Source organism: Colwellia sp. F1, assembly GCF_056238625.1.
On sequence record NZ_JBWDLI010000005.1, the window covers coordinates 151,878 to 168,205 of the forward strand.

At 38.9% G+C, this 16,328-nt stretch carries 14 protein-coding genes; 10 read left to right on the forward strand and 4 right to left on the reverse strand.

Translation table 11 applies throughout. From position 1 onward, the window contains the following. Window positions 1-257 precede the first annotated feature (257 nt). The gene (locus tag AC0UA9_RS06410) at window positions 258-452 is read left to right on the forward strand and encodes a (2Fe-2S)-binding protein (RefSeq protein ID WP_475658530.1); all 195 of its coding nucleotides are present in this window, start codon (window positions 258-260) and stop codon (window positions 450-452) included. Here the strand turns inward: AC0UA9_RS06410 and bfr (AC0UA9_RS06415) are convergent. Together bfr (AC0UA9_RS06415) and bfr (AC0UA9_RS06420) are read right to left on the reverse strand one after the other, a co-directional pair. Then, window positions 449-916: a bacterioferritin gene (bfr, locus tag AC0UA9_RS06415; protein WP_475658534.1), complete on the reverse strand. Its 468-nt coding sequence runs from the start codon at window positions 914-916 to the stop codon at window positions 449-451. The two genes, AC0UA9_RS06410 and bfr (AC0UA9_RS06415), sit on opposite strands and share 4 nt — an antisense overlap. An 85-nt stretch (window positions 917-1,001) precedes the next feature. Beyond that, complete coding sequence (gene bfr, locus AC0UA9_RS06420; protein WP_475658537.1) at window positions 1,002-1,487, reverse strand: bacterioferritin; 486 nt, start codon at window positions 1,485-1,487, stop codon at window positions 1,002-1,004. A gap of 317 nt (window positions 1,488-1,804) precedes the next feature. Between bfr (AC0UA9_RS06420) and AC0UA9_RS06425 the strand changes: the two genes are divergently transcribed. From AC0UA9_RS06425 to AC0UA9_RS06450, 6 genes are all read left to right on the forward strand, one after another. After that, complete coding sequence (locus AC0UA9_RS06425; RefSeq protein ID WP_475658541.1) at window positions 1,805-2,638, forward strand: ABC transporter ATP-binding protein; 834 nt, start codon at window positions 1,805-1,807, stop codon at window positions 2,636-2,638. Continuing rightward, window positions 2,631-3,632, forward strand: a complete 1,002-nt coding sequence (locus tag AC0UA9_RS06430) for a FecCD family ABC transporter permease (RefSeq protein ID WP_475658544.1) — start codon at window positions 2,631-2,633, stop codon at window positions 3,630-3,632. The genes AC0UA9_RS06425 and AC0UA9_RS06430 overlap by 8 nt, the downstream gene beginning before the upstream one ends. Window positions 3,633-3,745: 113 nt before the next feature. Beyond that, entirely contained in the window at window positions 3,746-4,417 is a 672-nt protein-coding gene (gene cobO, locus AC0UA9_RS06435) for a cob(I)yrinic acid a,c-diamide adenosyltransferase (protein WP_475658547.1), read from the forward strand. Window positions 4,418-4,523: 106 nt separating this feature from the next. Beyond that, complete coding sequence (locus AC0UA9_RS06440) at window positions 4,524-5,363, forward strand: cobalamin-binding protein (protein ID WP_475658550.1); 840 nt, start codon at window positions 4,524-4,526, stop codon at window positions 5,361-5,363. Continuing rightward, window positions 5,360-7,447: a TonB-dependent receptor gene (locus tag AC0UA9_RS06445; protein WP_475658553.1), complete on the forward strand. Its 2,088-nt coding sequence runs from the start codon at window positions 5,360-5,362 to the stop codon at window positions 7,445-7,447. The genes AC0UA9_RS06440 and AC0UA9_RS06445 overlap by 4 nt, the downstream gene beginning before the upstream one ends. Further along, window positions 7,448-8,932: a cadherin repeat domain-containing protein gene (locus tag AC0UA9_RS06450; RefSeq protein ID WP_475658557.1), complete on the forward strand. Its 1,485-nt coding sequence runs from the start codon at window positions 7,448-7,450 to the stop codon at window positions 8,930-8,932. 154 nt (window positions 8,933-9,086) lie between these two features. Here AC0UA9_RS06450 and metE read toward each other — a convergent pair whose 3' ends face one another. After that, entirely contained in the window at window positions 9,087-11,378 is a 2,292-nt protein-coding gene (metE, locus tag AC0UA9_RS06455; RefSeq protein WP_475658560.1) for a 5-methyltetrahydropteroyltriglutamate--homocysteine S-methyltransferase, read from the reverse strand. Window positions 11,379-11,530: 152 nt separating this feature from the next. Between metE and AC0UA9_RS06460 the strand changes: the two genes are divergently transcribed. The 3 genes from AC0UA9_RS06460 to AC0UA9_RS06470 all read left to right on the forward strand — a co-directional run bounded on the left by AC0UA9_RS06460 (window position 11,531) and on the right by AC0UA9_RS06470 (window position 14,544). After that, window positions 11,531-12,487 (forward strand): LysR substrate-binding domain-containing protein, encoded by a 957-nt coding sequence (locus AC0UA9_RS06460; RefSeq protein ID WP_475658563.1) that lies wholly within the window; start codon window positions 11,531-11,533, stop codon window positions 12,485-12,487. Between the two features lie 196 nt (window positions 12,488-12,683). Then, the gene (locus AC0UA9_RS06465; protein ID WP_475658568.1) at window positions 12,684-13,922 is read left to right on the forward strand and encodes a bifunctional alpha/beta hydrolase/OsmC family protein; all 1,239 of its coding nucleotides are present in this window, start codon (window positions 12,684-12,686) and stop codon (window positions 13,920-13,922) included. 202 nt (window positions 13,923-14,124) lie between these two features. Next, the gene (locus AC0UA9_RS06470; RefSeq protein ID WP_475658569.1) at window positions 14,125-14,544 is read left to right on the forward strand and encodes a secondary thiamine-phosphate synthase enzyme YjbQ; all 420 of its coding nucleotides are present in this window, start codon (window positions 14,125-14,127) and stop codon (window positions 14,542-14,544) included. 136 nt (window positions 14,545-14,680) lie between these two features. On the opposite strand, the gene AC0UA9_RS06475 is transcribed toward AC0UA9_RS06470, so the two are convergent. Beyond that, window positions 14,681-15,781, reverse strand: coding sequence for an HDOD domain-containing protein (locus tag AC0UA9_RS06475; protein WP_475658573.1), 1,101 nt, complete (start codon window positions 15,779-15,781; stop codon window positions 14,681-14,683). Between the last annotated feature and the right edge of the window lie 547 nt (window positions 15,782-16,328).

The following is a 16,328-nucleotide window of genomic DNA, read 5'->3' on the forward strand; positions in this document are numbered from 1 at the left end:
TCTATTGATAGGAAGTTAATAGATGCTTGCTAGTACAGCAATATAAATAATAAAATAACCTAGTTAATTAAGTCAGCTTTAACCGTGAGTTATTTTTAAAAAATAGACGAAAATGATTCTGTAGCAGACTTCTTTGCTCTGTTACTCGTTCATCTTCGGTATTATTGCTATTAACGAACTTTATAAATGTTATTGATAATCACTCTCGTTTAGGTTATTATAGCGTTATTGATTTATAACCTTGTTAAATATTTATTATGTACGTTTGTCTTTGTCACGGTGTTACCGACACACAAATTGAAGCCGCAGTAGAAAACGGCGCGCACACGATGAAACAATTAAGTAGTGAATTACACATTGGCACACAGTGCGGAAAATGCTGCCAATGTAGTAAAGGTGTGCTTAACAATAAGCTAATGCAAATTGCCGAAGCCGAACCGAGTGTTGCTTAAGCCATCATTGATTGTAGATAGTTTTCTAACCCTACATTGTCAATTAAGTATTGTTGCTCTTCAATCCAGTCAATCTGTGCTTCGACACTCGACAATAAATCTTCAGCACAATCCCGGCTAATATAGTCTTGTTTTAGCTCACAAGATTCAATTAAATCTTGCAACACTGCACGCGAGCTATATTCAAGCTCTATATTGGCTTGCAGCATTTCAACTGTTTGCTCACCAATATGCAAACGACCTAAATCTTGTAAATTAGGTAAGCCCTCTAAAAATAAAATGCGTTCAATTAATGCGTCTGCTTGCTTCATTTTTTTAATTGACGTTTTATAGTCTGCGCTATTGAGCTGTGCTAACCCCCAGTTTTTATACATTCTTGCATGTAAAAAGTATTGGTTAATTGCAACTAATTCAACCGAAAGTGCTTTGTTTAGCAAAGCAATTATGCCTTTATCGCCCTTCATACAAATATCCTCTTGTTACTTATTTGCGTGTTTATTTTCAGTGTACGCGCTGGTCTATAGACTGCTTTAGCAACTATGAACTTGCTTACCCACCTAAATGAAAACCCATATGCGATTGAATATAATTATTAACGCCCATTCTGGCTATTAAACCTATTTGTGTTTCAAGCCAATAAACATGGTCTTCCTCAGTATCTTCTAACAGTTTTTCTAGCATAATTCGGCTTTGATAATCGCCTTCAAGTTCACAAAGTTTAATACTTTCTTTAAGCCCAGCAACCACTTCCATCTCTAGAATAAGGTCATTTTTTAACATAGATTCTACATCACTGCCGATCAATAAATCACGGCGACTGGCTAAATTAGGCGTACCTTCTAAAAACAGAATACGTTTTATCAGTGCATCAGCATGGGTTAGCTCTTCTTGCATTTCATGCTCTAATTGCTCATAAAGCTTGTCGAGCCCCCAGTCCTGATACATACGAGAGTGAATAAAATATTGGTCGATAGAGGCTAATTCGTTGTGTAGCAAACCATTTAAACTCGCAATCACTTTACTATTACCTTGCATTATATTCTCCAAAAAGTAGTCAACTTGATATTAAGCATAGCTTAAAAATTAAATTTGTCTCATGTTATTTTAGCCGTCTAAACATCTAATTCTTGCTTCTTTCTCACTCTCCGCGTAAACTTCCTTTATTGGCTAAGGAAAGAGGTGATTTAAAAATACAACTTTGTATTAATAAAATATTCCTCTACTGTACCCGCAACTGTGATTCATGTATTTAACCCGTCTTAATTGATGTTAAATATACTGATAAGTCAGACACTTAACCATTAAAAACTAACTAAGCTTAAATTTTGTGTGCGGGAAAACACCAACAGACTATGTCGACACAACTACAAGTTCGTCAGCTTCATTGGCAGATCAACAACAAGGTCATTCTTAACAATATCTCCTTTAACGTGAGTAAAGGGGAAGTGATCGGTATTATTGGTCCCAATGGCGCGGGGAAAACGAGCTTATTACGCTGTATTAGCCAGCAACAAAAACAGCGTAAAACAACTGCCTTGTCTGGCACTATTCATCTTAACAATAAAATAATTAGTCATTATTCTGCAAAAGAACTAGCGCAAAACTTCGCTACAGTTACCCAAAAAACTGAAGCTATTTTTTCGTTAACCGTTATTGATATCGTTAAAATGGGCTTATTACCCTTTAAAGGTTTATTTGCCATTGACGATGACCACGACAAACAACAAATACAGCTGGCGCTAAAAAAAGTCGGTTTGTCAAACACCGAACAAAAACCTTATAGCCAACTTTCTGGTGGTGAACAGCAACGGGTGCTCATTGCTCGCGCTTTAGTGCAAAAAGCGCAAATACTTATTTTAGATGAGCCAACCAATCACTTAGACGTTTATTACCAGCACCAAGTGTTGAATTTAGTTAGGCAATTAAATATTACGGTAATCATGACCGTGCATGATTTAAACTTAGCCAGCCAATATTGCCAGCGCTTACTATTATTAGAGCATGGCCAATTGATTGCCGATGGCAGCCCAACGCAAGTATTAACACAAAGCCAATTAAGTAAAGTGTTTAGGCTTCCTTGCGCAGTAGTGCAAGATGAAACACTCAATAAACCACGCGTGTTTTTTTCATTACCACCACAAGAAACACCCCATGTAAACAAGACTAATGGCGCTAAAGATGAATAAGTTATTTATAACAACTTTTATTTTATTTATCTTTACCTTAGCTTCTGCCATTGCAGGCTTGAGCTTTGGCCCAGCCAATTTAACGAATACGCAAATATTGCACTGCATAATAGGTGATTGCCCTAACCCAATCAGTGAAATGGTTATTTGGCAAGTAAGAGTCCCCAGAGTGTTAGTGGCTTTGGTCGCTGGTATGGGGTTAGCTATTGCTGGTGCTATCTTACAAAATACAACACGCAACCCCTTAGCCGACCCTTATTTATTTGGCATAGTTTCAGGTGCTGGTTTAGGGGTTACTATTGCTAACCTTTCGTTAGCGGGTATCGGTTTAGAGCACCAGCTGGCTATTGCCCTCCCCCTTGCCGCCTTTTTAGGCGCTTTATTTGCTATTGCCATAGTGCTTGTTATAGCCAAAGTGTTACAGCGCATGGAGCAGCTACTACTCACCGGCATTGCAGTGTCTTTTATGTTGGGCGCGGTCACGCAATTTATTCTCTATTTTGGTGAACCTTTTGCCACTAACCGCGTTATTTTTTGGTTAATGGGCAGCTTAGCGCGTGTAAAAATGACTGACTTTTATGTTATTACTGCAATATTACTGCTTAGTATAATTATTATTGCCGCCTTACACCGCCAAATTGATGCGTTATTACTGGGTGATGAAAGTGCTGCAAGCTTAGGAATAAATGTAGATAAATTAAGGCTACTGATGCTTGCCCTTTGCGCAGCATTAACCGCCACTATTGTTGCTTATTGCGGCGGCATAGGTTTTGTTGGCTTGATGATCCCACACATTGTTCGGCAAGTGTTTGGGGTTACCACGTTAAAATTGGTCATTGGTAGCGCGTTAATTGGCGGTAGCTTTTTAATTTGGGTCGATATTATTGCCCGCTCAGCCCTCGCCAATGCCGAGATCCCTATTGGCATAATAACGTCGGCTTTAGGCAGTATATTTTTCTTATTTATTATGGTGAAAACCAGAAATATAAGTTAACGGTGTTAACCAAAAACATACCAATAAACAATGCCAATAAACAATGCAAGTAAACAGTATAAGTAAACACTTAACGGCCATTATTGATTAAAAAATAACAGTGATAGAGAACCATGACAGATAATAATACAGATAACATTACAGATAATAGCGCAGATAAAAACACGGACAATAACGCAAACAACAGTGCAAATAAAAAAAGTTCACAGCACAAAAAGCGTATGCAAGCGGTAAAAGAAAAAGTTGACCAACGCATTGACGATGCGCAAGAAGAGCGTGGTTTAATTATTGTTATTACCGGTAACGGTAAGGGTAAATCAACGTCGGGGTTTGGCACCGTTGCCCGCGCTGTAGGGCATGGTTTAAATGCGGCAGTTGCGCAATATATTAAAGGTACTTGGGACTGTGGTGAGCGAGCCTTGCTGGAAAATGCAGGTGTAAGCTTTGAGGTAATGGCAACAGGATTTACTTGGGACACGCAAGATAAAACGAAAGATATAGCGGCTGCCCAAAAAGTGTGGCTACGCAATAAAGCATTATTAAGTGATGACAATATTGATGTGGTGTTAATGGACGAATTAACTTATATGGTGGCCTACAAATATATTGATTTAGATGAAGTGCTTGAGGCTTTAAAAAATCGCCCTAAAAATCAAAATGTTATTATTACTGGCAGGGGTTGTCATCGCTCTATTATTGAATTAGCCGATACGGTAAGTGAAATACAGTCGGTTAAGCACGCTTTTGACAGTGGTATAAAAGCGCAAAAAGGTATTGATTGGTAAGCGCTAGTAAAGAACTGGTAAAGAACAAATAGAGCTGTAATCACGCTAACAACTTGAGTAATAGAGAATAATGATCAAATACTTACTAATAGTATCGCTGCTTAGCATGTCTTTTTGCACCGTTGCAAAAACACCTACTGAGCATAAACCTAGTATTATTGCCCTTTCTCCACACATTGTAGAAATGCTGTACGACATAGGCGCTGGCGAGCAAATAATAGGGACAACGGCTTTTGCTGACTACCCGGAGCAAGCCAACCAAATTCCTATTATTGGCAACTACTTACGCCTACAAATAGAGAAAGTAATTGCCTTACAGCCTGATTTAATTATTGCTTGGCAAAGTGGTAACCCCAGTGATGACCTAGCGCGACTAGCGCAACTAGGCTTCAATGTTATTTACTCTCAGCCTGATACTTTTGAAGACATTGCCAAAGAAATGCGCGAATTTGGTCAATTAACGGGTCATAAAAAACAAGCCGACTTGCAAGCAGAAAAATTTTTAAATGAACTTAACATCATTAAACAAACCTACCAAAATAAAAGCCCCGTTACGGTATTTTACGAGCTCTGGGCAAGGCCATTAACCACGGTTGCTAAAGGCAGTTGGCCACAACAGTTTTTAACTGTTTGCCAAGCAAGCAATCCATTTGAGCAGCTTAATGTTCAGTACCCACAAATTAATATTGAAAAACTATTAAACACACCCATTCAATTAATTATTCAACCTAGATCGCAACGTCAAACCGAAGACGCAGGCGTTAACTGGCAAGATTGGCCTGTTATTTCAGCCGTTAAAAACCAGCAAATAATACAACCTAATGCCGACGCCATGCACCGCATGACAATGCGAAGCTTAACAGCTTTATCTCAACTGTGCGCCGACATCGACCACAGCCGAAACTTTTACCAAACAAAAACTGCCCATAGAGCGTTTGAGTCATGATAATGCAACTGTGCTCAATTATTTTCGCTATTTTTTACTGCTACTTAATACTGGTAAAGCCAAGCTATGCTGCGCAAACGCCAATGAGTGACGCTAGCGAACAAGTAACAGCAACGCTAGAAACAAAACCAGCTACTGAAACGATTGAAGTGGTAAATTCTCATCATTTTAGCACGGTAAATTACCAAGTATTGCGCCGTGACGATTTAATTAGCTCTGCTCAAACACTCTCTGATGCACTACAAAATATCAATGGTATACAAATAAGGCAGGTCAGTGGTTTAGGCAACCCTGTTTCTATTTCTATTCGAGGCTCAAGTGGCAAGCAAGTGCAAATGTATGTTGATGGCCAATTGGTCAACGATAGCCAATTTGGCGGTTTTGACCTTAACCAAATACCAACCGAGCAAATTGAAAGCATTGAAATCAGTAAAAGCCAAGCATTAGGCACAGGCTCAACCCCCATAGGCGGCGTAATTAGAGTAAACACTTACAATCCAAGTGAAAACAAGCAAAAAATAGCGTTATCAATAGGGTCATTTGGTTATAAAGAAATTAACCTGTTACATAACAGCGCCTTTAAAAAACATAGTTTAGCGTTCGGTGGTAACTACTTAACCAGTGATAATGATTATAACTTTTTAGTACCACAAAGCTTTAACCGTCCTTCTGAATCAATTAATGAGCCATTAAAAAACAACGCCTTTGAAAAACTGTCTTTATTTATAAATGACAACACCCAGTTTGGCCAACACCAATTGCGCTTTAACCTGCAATACAACAAGCAAGAAAAAGCCTTAGCCAATTATAGGAATAACTCTCCCGAAAATAGCTCTTCACTTGAAAGCGACCAGGTAAGGTACAGTATTCAACATTATTGGTTAGCAGATATAGATATCGCCAAAAGCATCAACCTTGAGGGGGTTGAAATTAACTACTCAGGCGAGCAAAAAAACGAACTTTACCGCGACAGCCCTATTGAAACTAAAACAGACACCAGTGATTATAAAAACACTAAACAACAACTCAGTATTAAACCCAATATTCACTGGGCAACAATGAATTTCAGCCCTTTTATTGATATTAGCCAACAAAGTTTTAAATCGTTAAGCAAACAAAATGGCGAACAAATACAGTGTAATGGCACCAGTGGATGTGATGTAAAAGCCGAGCAAAGGCAAATTAATTATGGTGCGCGTGTTGAATGGCAAAGCAATAGCTACCCTATTAGCAGTTACTTGCTCGCTAATGAACTACGAGAAAACAATAATAATCGTGCATTGAATATAGCCGATAGCCAACAAGATAACCCAGCGGCCTACGCTGTTAATAAACAAAAATCTCGTTATTCAACGCAAGAGCTCGGGCTTACTTATGGTCACAGTGATTTTAATACGTCATTAAACCTAAGTAACGGCATGAGAACCCCCACGCTGTTTGAACTATTTGGTGATAGAGGCTCGTTTAAGGGGAATAGTAACTTACAGCCTGAAGAAGCGCGTACCCTTACCTTAGGGCTTGCGTACCAGGTCAAGCAATTTAATCTATCGTCGGCTATTTATCGACAAGATTTAGACAACGCGATTGTCGCTATTTTTAATTCAAATGGCGTGGGCGCTTACACCAATGTTGGGGGTGCTTTACTTCATGGTTTTGAGTTACAAAGCAATATTACTTTACTCAGCAACTTGTCGTTGTCATTACAAACCAACCTTATAGATAGCGAAACAGCGTCTGAATTTAGCGCTTTTAACAATAAAAAATTACCGGGTATTTATCACCAACAATATAGCGCCTCATTACTCTATAAGCTATCGCCAAGCTGGCAAGTAAAAGTAAGCAGTAACCTTGATAAAGATCTGTATTTCAATCGCAGTAATAAATTTGAATCAGCCAATAATACCGTTGGCGGTGGTAACCCTGCTGACCGTCATTTAACCAATCTTTCACTTAACTGGCAAACACAAAAGTACCATGTCAGTTTATCTTTTAACAATGTACTTAACGAACAATACCAAGATTTGGCCAATAGGCCAGCGCAAGGTAGAAGTGTTCAACTAAAATTTTCAATCGAGGATATTTAAATGTCAAAAACGTATACCAAACACGCCCTGCCGTTAAGTTTGCTAGTCTCTGCTAGCTTACTAAGTGGTTGTAACTCAGACAGTAACCACGCCCCTGTACTAACAGGAGCCACCGCCCCTGTGGTTGCAGAAAAATCTGTCGCGGTTGCTCAATATACAGCAACAGATGCTGATAACGACACCATAACCTTTAGTATTACGGGCCCAGACAATGCGCTTTTTACTATTGATCAAAGCGGACAATTAAGCTTTATTACAGCCCCCAATTTTGACATAGGTGAAACAGGGCCTTACGAGCTTACCGTTGTTGCCACCGATGACGGCAAAGGCTTATTAAGTGATGAATTACATATTTCAGTGACGGTTGGCGATATTAAAGACACACCATCATTGGCGGTAGTACAAACCCTGGCACCTGACTACAGTGGCTCTGAAGTAGTTTACATCAACGGCTACACTGAAGAAGTTAACACAGGTTACTATATAAAAGATGCCTCTGATTATACTTTATCAAGCTATAAAACAGACGTTTACCATATTGGCCGATACTTTATTGATACCATCACCAAATATAATGGTGCAGACGTAGATGAAAGAGAGAACGCAATATGGTCTTTTTCAACACAAGATGCGCAAGACACCACCAGCCGCAACCCTTCTGCTTTAGTGTCACTCAATGAAACTAAAGCGTATTTATTACGTTTAGGCTCTAGCAAGGTATGGATTGTTAACCCACAAGCCGACAACATTGATGATTTTAAAATAGGCGAGTTAGACTTATCAAGTTACGTGCCTGAAGATAACACCAGTGAAACACCAAACCCAGCGTCTGCTGTGATTAATGACGGCAAACTCTATATTGTTATGCAGCGCTTGTCTGATGCTTGGTTACCAAATACCACTTACGTTGCCGTATTTGATACTGAAACCGATGAAGAAATTGAAACCAATGCGAACAGCGACGATGCTGTTAAGGGCATTCCTTTAGTAGGCCTTAACCCGTTTGGTATCACTAGCGGTAATGATAAAGTGTATGTCAGCACACGTAGCGCTTATAGCAATACCGACCTAAGCTTAAGCCGTATTGAAGAAATAGCGCCAAGTGATTACAGCGTGCGCCAAGTACTGAATGCCAGTGACATTACCGACAATACTGCCGGTTTTATCAATAGCACGGTGGTTTTATCACCAGAGCAAGGTTATTTCTATACGAGCGAGTCAGTATTTGAACCTTATTACCATGAAGTGTCTACCCTGCACCAATTTAACCCAACCACAGGTGAAGTAACTGCCAGTAACGTAGCAGATACAGGTACAGAGTCGATTAACTTTATGGGATTAGACGCGGCTAATTTTTTATGGTTAAGCATGTCATCACCCGCGAACCCTGGTGTTGATATTATCGATACAACATCCAATGAAAAAGTAAAAACACGTTTCACCACTGACTTAAACCCAACGGTTATTCGTTTTCTTGAAGACTAAGCTTTAGCGTGAGTCTACACGTATAACAAAGCATGACTTGATGCGTCAAAGGAATAATTGGCTGTAAAGTTGCTATTGCGCTTAAATAAAAAACCTCGACGATAATCAGCCGAGGTTTTTTTATGCTAGTTCATGCGTAAACCTAGATGTAAATTTAAGCAATGGTATTTGCCCTAACTTGTTTAGCGGCTAATACCATGTTTTCTAGCGCTACCTTAGTTTCAGCCCAAGCACGTGTTTTTAAGCCGCAGTCAGGGTTAACCCAAAGCCTGTCTTGTGGAATATGCTGTTGGGCTTTTTCTAGCAAATCAACCATCCATTTTACATCGGGTATATTAGGCGAGTGAATATCATAAACGCCGGGTCCTAAATCATTAGGGTAAGATTGCTGGTCAAAAGCATCTAACAACGCCATATTCGAGCGAGAAGTTTCTACCGTTAGTACGTCAGCATCAAGGGCAATAATTGCCGGTAGAATATCATTAAACTCCGAATAACACATGTGCGTATGAATTTGTGTATTCGCTGGCGCTTTAGCTGCCGACAAACCAAATGAAGCGGTTGCCCAGTTTAAATAATATTGCCACTGGCTTTGTTTAATTGGCATACCTTCACGAATAGCGGGTTCATCTATTTGAATTATTTGCGTACCACTGGCAATTAAATCACTTACTTCATCACTGATCGCTAACGCTATTTGCTTAGCCACTTGCTCTTTTGGCAAATCGTCTCGGACAAAAGACCAGGCAAGAATCGTGACCGGACCAGTAAGCATTGCTTTTACGGGCTTAGTCGTTAGCGACTGCGCGTATTGTATCCATTCAAGTGTCATTGGTTTTTTACGGCTAATATCACCAAAAATAATCGGGGGTTTAACACAACGAGAGCCATAACTTTGTACCCAAGCAAATTGAGTAAAGGCAACACCTTCAAGTAATTCACCAAAATATTCCACCATGTCATTGCGTTCAGCTTCACCATGCACTAAGACATCTAGGCCAATTTCTTCTTGACGCTCAATAGTGTCTTTAATTTCAGCTTTAATTAAATGTTGGTACTCACTGTTACTAATTTCTTGCCGACGCCATTTAGCACGCACTGCTCGAATATCACCTGTTTGCGGAAATGACCCTATTGTTGTTGTAGGTAATATTGGCAATTGTAAAGCTTGTTGTTGTATGGCTTTGCGCTTTTCAAAGCTTTCGCTACGGTGGAAGTCTTTAGCAACTAAGCTATTCACGCGTTGCTGTACTGCTTGGTTATGAATACGCTTAGCAACACGACGCGCGATAGCCGCATTAGAATACAAGGTAATATCATCAATATGTTCATTGACTAATGCGTCTCTTAACAAGGTCAACTCTTGACACTTTTGTTTAGCAAAAGCCAACCAAGATTTAAATTCTTCATCGAGCTTTTGCTCTTGTGCTAAATCAACGGGTGAATGTAATAATGAACACGACGGTGCAAGCCATAAACGTTGGCCTAACTGGCGATAAAGTGGTTGTAGCTTTTGGTAGGCTGACACTAAATCAGTTTTCCACACGTTGCGACCATTGATCACACCTAAAGAAATGATCCAATCATTAGGTAAGCGTTCAATAATACTTTTTATATTGCTTTGCTCTGCAATGGTATCTAAGTGTATGCCGTCAAATGGTAAGCCTTTAATCACTGCTATATTATGCTCAATTGAAGCAAAGTAAGTCGTTAATAATAATTTTAACGTGCTTTTTTCTAGCGTTTGATAAGCCTGAGTAAATGCTTGCTGCCAGTTGCTATCTAACTCTAACCCTAATATGGGTTCATCTATTTGCAGCCAATTAACCCCCGCATGCGCGAGTTGAGTTAATACTTGCTGGTAACGTGCTAATAATGCCGGCAGTAATGATAATTTGTCTTCTTTTTCTACCACACTTAAATGAAGATAAGTAATAGGGCCGAGCAAAACAACTTTCCTGTTATCTGACACTGTTTTTGCGTCTGAATATTGCGATAATAACGGCTCAACATTCACTTTAGCTGTTACACTGTTAACTAATTCAGATGACAACTCTGGTACAATATAGTGATAGTTGGTGTTAAACCATTTTGTCATATCACTCGCGGCACATTGGCAGCCGGTAGGCGCTTTACCGCGTGCAACGCGAAACTCTACATCTAGCGCGCTGTTGCTTTGTTCGCCATGTTGAGGTGTCGCAAAACGTTTTGGCACTAAACCTAGTAATAATGTGGTATTAAGTACATGATCATAATGAGCGAAGTCGCCAACGGGTAATAAATCAATGCCTGACGCTTTTTGAATTTGCCAGTTTGATTGACGACGAGCACGACTTTGCGCTAAGAATTCAGTTTGGCTAATATCACCACGCCAGTATTTTTCTAAAGAGAATTTTAATTCGCGTTTTGCGCCAATGCGCGGAAAACCTAAATTGTGAATTTTCATAACCTGCTCCAATTGAATGTAATAAATGATAACGAAAAATAAATAACGAAAAAACAAATAGACGTCTAGACGTTTGCATGGTTATACTTTAAAAAGAACAGGCTAGTCGCACAAGCGCAATAAATTCACTATGAATATGAAGGAATTTCATAATGTTTGAGATAAAACACCTAAAAACACTCGCTACTTTGTCAAGCACTGGCAACATAAGAAAAGCCGCAGATGCGCTTTTTGTTAGCCAGTCTGCGCTTTCGCATCAAATAAAAGATTTAGAACAAAGGTTAAATACAACGCTTTTTATCCGTAATACTTCCCCCGTACAATTTACAAGCAAGGGCGAAGTATTACTTAAGTTAGCAGACGATATTTTACCTAAAATAAATACCGCATTAAGCGAGTTAAAAGCTGAAAGCAACACAATCACTCAGCTAAATTTAGCCATTGCTTGCCACGCCTGTTTTCAATGGTTATTGCCCGTTACCGAACAGTTTTCGCAGCAATACCCTGACTTAGAAATTCACTTTGTTGAACAAACGTTTTTTGGACAAACTTCAGCTGAACAAGCTTTTGCCGGCCAAAGTCATCACAAAGCAAATGATAAGGTTGATATTTTATTTATTGATGAAAAAAATGACAACGACGATTATATTTATCATGCGCTTGGCACTTATGAGGTTGTTGCGGTTTTAGCCAAAGACAGTGACGTAGGTAACCAGCCTTTTTTAACTGCGGCGGATTTTAACGAGCACATTTTATTAACTTACCCGGTAAAAACTGAAGAGCTTGATCTGTTTAAGCTTTTTCTGAACAAAGAAGCGGGCAGAAATATGGCACTAAAAAACAAACCTAAAGCCATTAAACAAGTTGCGAATAGCCATATGATTTTACAAATGGTTGCGGCTAATATGGGAATTTCTGTATTACCGGCATGGTTGGTCAGCAGTTTAAGCCAACAGTCGTTTGTACAAACCAAACGCATTGGCGAAACCGGCATTTACAAGACGCTTTATGCGCGATATAAAGCCCAAAGCCCACACCTTGATATTATTGAACAGTTAATCCCACAAACGGTTATTGCCTTTAATAAAATTAATAACACCACTCCCTAAAGCAAATACGATTATGTAATGCCACTTATTAGTGGCTGCTCAAGTGGGCAGTCCTAGGGAAGTGTTAACTGAACGCTGCCAACACCAGCAAAGTAACTCGTTTATTATAATTTTATGACTATTTACTTTTATGCCTAGCTATTTATGATGAGTAGCGATAGCTTATACCAACTCTACTAAATTAAGGTGATAGTCGATGAGAAAAAAAGTAGCGTTTACTCGTCAGGGACAACAATTAGCCGGTTTGCTAGAAACACCCGACCAACCCATACGTGCTTATGTTTTGTTTGTGCATTGTTTTACTTGCACTAAAGATAGTGTTGCGGCGTCGAGGGTTAGCCAATTTTTAGTACAAAATGGTTTTGCTGTACTTCGATTTGACTTCACTGGCTTAGGGAACAGCGAAGGTGATTTTGCCAATACTAACTTTTCATCTAATACTGAAGACTTACTTGCCGCGGCTAAGTTTCTTGAACAAGCGTACCAAGCGCCGCAACTATTAGTTGGCCATAGCCTTGGAGGGGCAGCCGTTTTAGCTATTGCTGCGCAACTACCAACAGTGAAAGCAGTTGTTACTATTGGTGCGCCATATGAAGCAAACAATGTAATAAAAAACTTTGCCGCCCACTTAGACAACATTAAAGAAACTGGCTCAGCCACAGTACGTTTAGGCGCGCGTGATTTCACTATTAAACAACAATTTATAGAGGATTTACACAACCAAACCACTGAGCATATCAAGCAGCTAAAAAAAGCCTTACTCGTACTACACTCACCCGTTGATTTAACCGTTGATATTGCTGATGCCGAGAAAATATATAAAGCCGCTATGCACCCTAAAAGCTTTATTAGCCTAGACACCGCTGACCATCTTCTGTCAAAAGTAGCAGACAGTGAATATGCCGCGCAAACTATTTCTGCTTGGGCCTGTCGTTATATTCAAGCCCCTGAAACGCCAAAACCTACGGTAACTAAAGGTCGCGTATTGGTAACAGAGCTTGACCATAAATTTCAGTTAGACATTTTTAGTGATCATCATCATTGGTATGCCGACGAACCAACCGATTTAGGCGGAAAGAACACAGGGCCCGATCCCTACGAGCATTTGCTTGCGGCTTTAGGCGCTTGTACCGCGATGACAATTCGTATGTATGCTGATCATAAAAAAATGCCACTAGAGCACGTAGAAGTTTGTTTATCTCATGAACGTGACTATTTAGCAGAAGACAATCATTTAACAGCAAACAGTAACGCTACCAAGCTTGAGGCTGCAACACCTGAGCAAAAAGTAGAAGCCTTGGTCCGTAAAGTACAGTTGATAGGCCCACTCAGTGATGCTGAAAAGGACAGATTACTAGAAATAGCGAATCGTTGCCCTGTACATAGAACATTGCATAATAACCTTCAAGTTGTGTCAACATTGAGTGAAAATTAGGCCAAAGTAGCTATTAATTTTTAATGGTTAATGGTTAATGGTTAATGGTTAATGGTTAATGGTTAATGGTTAATTAAAATGATATGAGGTAAACACGCTTTCTGCTTACATAAAAAACTTCGGCCAATACGGTCGAGTTTTTTTTCATTCTAGCGCATAATAAAGCCTAACCAAGAATAAAAGTTAGCTATAAGCGCGTTATATGTGGATACAAACAGAAATAAACTTAACTGCCAAAAAGCGTGGTTTTCATTTAATTACTAATGAACTGATCACCCAGTTGCATGGAGTAGATAAAATTAATTGCGGCATATTGCATTTATTTATCAAACACTCTTCCGCTTCACTAACCATTAATGAAAATGCCGACCCAACGGTACGTGCCGATATGGAAAAGCATTTTAATGTGTTTGTGCCAGAAAACGCGCCTTACTATCAACACACCTATGAAGGTGATGACGATATGCCTGCCCATATTAAATCAAGTATACTTGGTTCAAGTATTACTCTTCCTATCACCAACGGGCAACTCAACCTTGGCATGTGGCAAGGCATATACTTAGGAGAACACAGAGATTATGGCGGTAGCCGCACCATTGTAGCAACCATTCATGGTGAATGAGCACGTTTTGCACTAATCTAGAGCTTCAATCGACTAAATTAAGACTTAAGTTTCTAGCCAAAAGCGAGTGAGCTTTTGTGAAATCATAAACATATCAGGCCTTGTACCAATAACCTTTATAACTTATAACGCTTGACTAAAAGTGAACTTCCTTGTTCAATAAATTGTCTATGTATTGTTTTGCTTCATTGCTAAACACTAAAAAATCTTTTGCTTCGCTCAAAGTAACGTCGTCAATGTCATGATATTCAAACCTGATTTCTAACTCGCTAATAATGTTTGCTTCGTATATGTAACATGCAATGGGTCTTTTATTAAACGCAGAGCGAAGCATTGAAGACTTAGTTAACTTTACCTGTAATGCGAGAGCCTCCAATATTGAACTGGGGAAGTTCCAATGTTTGGCAATGTGGTATGTTATTTTTTTTGAGTTTTTAAACATCAGGTCTTTAAAAGCGAATGAGTTTGGCTGATAGTCAGGGTGCACATAAGAAAAGGCTTCTATCAATAGTTGATAAATAACCATGTCTCCCAAGTTACAGATCAAACCTATTAGATAGCCCTGTGCGGACTCCGCTTTATTTGAAGACAGATTTATTAACTCCTTTGCTATGACTCCCGTCGAAAGACTGTGCTGCCATATTTTATTGCCATATTGTTTGAAATATATATGAGAACGAGGTGCAAGTTTACTCACAAAACCGTTGATCACCCCTTCCATTAGCCCATTTGATCCCAGCAACATAAATGCTGATTTGAGATCTGTTATTGCTTTATTTCTTCTATTATAAAAAGAAGAATTTGCTAACTCTATGACTTTGCCTGCTATTACTGCGTCTTGTTGAATTAAGTCTATCAATATTTCAGTATCAAATTCTTTATCATTTAACTGGTCTATAATTTTAGTTAACGACACTGGTAATACAGGCAAACTTTTCAAAATGTGTCTTGGGTTATCCAATAGTTTTACAACTTGATCAGCGACATAGCGAGATAGGTCATCATATTGCTCTGTTGTAGGAGACTGCCCGAATAAAAAGTCATAAAACTCTTTTTGATATTTTTCTTCCATTGAAACAGTATTAACTGACTTTAATGCGAATGAAGCCTGTAATTCACTTATCGCTTTTTCTTGCTCTTCTTCTTTATAATTTTTACTTTCTTCAAAATATAAATAATTACGCTGGTTATTTTTTTTAAACGATGCAAATAAAGATTTAACTAACTTTTTAAACATATATTGATTGTCCTGATAATAAGGCCTATGCCATTTCATTATAAAGAAAGGTTGATAAAATTTTGTTTATAAAGGTGATTATAGCGTTTCTCTTGTGCTGTATTCATGGGGTATAGTCAAACAATACTTCCCCGCATAACATGGGCGTTATATGTACCGTTAAGCACCGAGTTTTTATCATTTTATAAGGAAATTTCTTGAAATTGAAAGCTTTATTTAAAAAATCCCAAGGTAAAATTAGGCGACAATTAGCTTGGCCGGTTCGCGACACTTAGGTTGACCGCTTTGGGTACACTTCAGATATATCAAATTCAATAGAGAAAGATATGTCTGGAAAACCCATAACCAAACAACAGGTTAATTTATATATGTCTTATCGTAAGGATCATAAACAAACAACTGCCCTTTAAAAAAGGCAAAAGCGCTAAAGACGAATAGCGTCCTAATTACTAAAGTTAGCCTTCTTCAAGCACATGAGGACCCGCATAGTTATCAAAGCGTGAAAACTTACCTTGGCATGTTAACGCTACTCTGCCCGGTAATGGAT

Coding starts and splice junctions, on each gene's coding strand:
- AC0UA9_RS06410 (WP_475658530.1), top strand. CDS start 258: ATGTACGTTTGTCTTTGTCACGGTGTTACCGACACACAAATTGAAGCC.
- bfr (WP_475658534.1), bottom strand. CDS start 916: ATGAAGGGCGATAAAGGCATAATTGCTTTGCTAAACAAAGCACTTTCG.
- bfr (WP_475658537.1), bottom strand. CDS start 1,487: ATGCAAGGTAATAGTAAAGTGATTGCGAGTTTAAATGGTTTGCTACAC.
- AC0UA9_RS06425 (WP_475658541.1), top strand. CDS start 1,805: ATGTCGACACAACTACAAGTTCGTCAGCTTCATTGGCAGATCAACAAC.
- AC0UA9_RS06430 (WP_475658544.1), top strand. CDS start 2,631: ATGAATAAGTTATTTATAACAACTTTTATTTTATTTATCTTTACCTTA.
- cobO (WP_475658547.1), top strand. CDS start 3,746: ATGACAGATAATAATACAGATAACATTACAGATAATAGCGCAGATAAA.
- AC0UA9_RS06440 (WP_475658550.1), top strand. CDS start 4,524: ATGTCTTTTTGCACCGTTGCAAAAACACCTACTGAGCATAAACCTAGT.
- AC0UA9_RS06445 (WP_475658553.1), top strand. CDS start 5,360: ATGATAATGCAACTGTGCTCAATTATTTTCGCTATTTTTTACTGCTAC.
- AC0UA9_RS06450 (WP_475658557.1), top strand. CDS start 7,448: ATGTCAAAAACGTATACCAAACACGCCCTGCCGTTAAGTTTGCTAGTC.
- metE (WP_475658560.1), bottom strand. CDS start 11,378: ATGAAAATTCACAATTTAGGTTTTCCGCGCATTGGCGCAAAACGCGAA.
- AC0UA9_RS06460 (WP_475658563.1), top strand. CDS start 11,531: ATGTTTGAGATAAAACACCTAAAAACACTCGCTACTTTGTCAAGCACT.
- AC0UA9_RS06465 (WP_475658568.1), top strand. CDS start 12,684: ATGAGAAAAAAAGTAGCGTTTACTCGTCAGGGACAACAATTAGCCGGT.
- AC0UA9_RS06470 (WP_475658569.1), top strand. CDS start 14,125: ATGTGGATACAAACAGAAATAAACTTAACTGCCAAAAAGCGTGGTTTT.
- AC0UA9_RS06475 (WP_475658573.1), bottom strand. CDS start 15,781: ATGTTTAAAAAGTTAGTTAAATCTTTATTTGCATCGTTTAAAAAAAAT.